The sequence below is a fragment of the Cellvibrio sp. genome (assembly GCF_053579595.1).
The window spans coordinates 1-2224 of sequence record NZ_JBRFPI010000535.1 but is presented as its reverse complement, the minus strand read 5'-3'; the positions used below and the strand labels follow the sequence as shown (position 1 = coordinate 2224).

Below are 2224 nucleotides of genomic sequence, written 5' to 3'. Positions count from 1 at the left end.
CTGGAAGGTAAAAAGACCCGTGATTTGACCGGCCCCATTACCTTTGGGGAAGTAGCCTATCAGTTACTCAACCAAACACTGGTTTATCTCAGTATCAGTGGCGGATCACGCTAACGACATGACGTAAAAAAGCTTGGTGTAAAAAAGAAGTGCGGATGCTTATCACATCCGCCTTTTTTATCACATCAACTTTTATTGACTAAATTATAGGAGCGATGACAACACTCTACCGCCCTGCCCCATAGGCTTGAATATATTTCTGTAACGCCTTTTCATTTTTCTTAATAAAGTCAATATCGCTTTTAGGTACTGCCAAGACCGCAGGATCCGCCTTTTCTTTGAGTTGTTTTTCCTGTTCTTCGGTCACCCTACCCAAATTGCCAAACAAAAAATAAGCGGCTATCGCATTGCCCAGCTTTGTGCTCAAACGCATATATTCTCCCACCGATTTCCAGCCATGCTTCTGTGTAATCTCGTTGGCACTCTCCAAAAGATTATTCTCCTTTAGCAAGGTATTAATCCTTTGGTCTTGTTCGAGAGATGGCAAGACTTCAAACGCTTTGAGCTCAGCGTCCGTAGCATTCATTGAATCAACAACCTGCACGATGGGTGCTATATCGCGATTGGTTTGCATCCAGCGCGCCACCGACTGTGCATTCAGACTCTTGTTATCAGGCAACAACTGCGCACTTGCAGATGCACAATAGATACACAACACCCAAGTGATGCAATTTAAAAATACTCTGCCCATTAGCATGTCCACACACTCAAGATAAACGCAGCGTAATTGCTGTCGTCAACGACCAGACCCAAAAGAAAAAGAACACCAGGAAGGGCGTTAATATGCCGAGCGATAAGCCCGCAACGCCTTTGCCCTCATAAAATGGATAAAATACAAATAGCTGAATCAATGTAGGAATTAAAGCGATCACAAAACTGCGCGCGAAAATGCTGCTGGCAAAAATGGGTAATAAAAATAAAAAGCCCCATAAACCACCCCACACAATTCGCGGATACATCCAGTGCGGCGATACAGATCCGGCCAATTGAACATTCAGGGATTGGGTAATCCCATAGCGGGAAAACAGCCACATCACTACACACATCACCAGCCCACCTAGGCAACCAGCAGCAAACACAACCAAGCTATTTTTCATAGATTTATCCCGACTAAAAATACTACTACCAAGTGTTGGCAGCCGACTTCATTAATACTGGCCGCCAGTTTATCACCGCGGCTTAACACTTGGTTACACGAATATTCATGATTGAGCTGCTACAATAACGGCCTAAAATTTAGCCAGCACCTCTTATTTCTCATCGGCGATTGCACTATGTTCCGTTTTTTTGAAAGCCTGATTAAACCTTTCCCTCCGCAAGCCCCAACAGAACCACCCAAAACTCTGTATGCATTTTGCCGTCATTACAGCCGGGGGGCAGAAGTATATTTATTAGGCATGGCCCTGTTTACCGGTCTGATCGCGATAATGGAAGTCTCCCTGTTTGGTTTTCTGGGTGACTTGGTAGACAGGCTCAACAAACATACACCAGACACCTTTTGGAGCGAGTCTTATACGCAGCTAATCTGGATGGGCTTTATTTTGCTCATTGCGCTCCCGGTATGCGTGCTACTGCATTCTCTCTTAATGCACCAAACACTCTTGGGCAACTTTCCGATGCGCATCCGCTGGATGGCGCACCGTTATCTTCTCGGCCAAAGTTATCAGTTTTATCAAAACGAATTCGCCGGCCGCGTCGCTACCAAAGTGATGCAAACCGCGCTGGCAGTACGCGAAACCATTATGAAGCTGCTCGATGTGCTCTTGTATGTGATTGTGTATTTCACCGGAATTCTGGTGCTCTCGGCATCACTCGATTGGCGTCTGGCAATGCCGCTGGTTGCCTGGTTTATTGCCTACTCGGCATTGCTGTATTATTTTTTGCCCCGCCTCGCCAAAGTATCTGCCGCACAGGCCCACGCACGCTCCGATATGACCGGCCGCTTGGTAGATACCTACACCAATATTTCTACTGTGAAACTATTTTCCCACTCGAACCGCGAAGCCGATTACGCAAAAAAAGGCATGGAATATTTTTTAACAACCGTTCACCCACAAATGCGTTTGGCAACCTTACTGGGTAGCGGTGTCTGGGCGATTAATGCGTTGCTGATATTTGCGATTGCCACCGTATCACTCTGGCTCTGGTCGAGCGCAGCAATCAC

General features: G+C 46.3%; 4 protein-coding genes. 2 read left to right on the top strand and 2 right to left on the bottom strand.

Translation table 11 applies throughout. From position 1 onward, the window contains the following. A complete protein-coding gene (locus tag ACWA6V_RS20830) occupies nucleotides 1-114 on the top strand; it encodes a DUF6976 family protein (protein ID WP_449524282.1) in 114 nt (37 codons plus the stop codon). A 112-nt stretch (nucleotides 115-226) separates the two neighbouring features. Here ACWA6V_RS20830 and ACWA6V_RS20825 read toward each other — a convergent pair whose 3' ends face one another. Both ACWA6V_RS20825 and ACWA6V_RS20820 read right to left on the bottom strand, forming a co-directional pair. Beyond that, entirely contained in the window at nucleotides 227-634 is a 408-nt protein-coding gene (locus tag ACWA6V_RS20825) for a hypothetical protein (RefSeq protein ID WP_449524281.1), read from the bottom strand. Between the two features lie 133 nt (nucleotides 635-767). Then, a complete protein-coding gene (locus ACWA6V_RS20820; RefSeq protein ID WP_449524280.1) occupies nucleotides 768-1157 on the bottom strand; it encodes a hypothetical protein in 390 nt (129 codons plus the stop codon). 177 nt (nucleotides 1158-1334) lie between these two features. Here ACWA6V_RS20820 and ACWA6V_RS20815 point away from each other — a divergent pair. After that, nucleotides 1335-2224 (top strand): ABC transporter transmembrane domain-containing protein (locus ACWA6V_RS20815; RefSeq protein ID WP_449524279.1); only part of this gene is annotated, 890 nt, incomplete at its 3' end.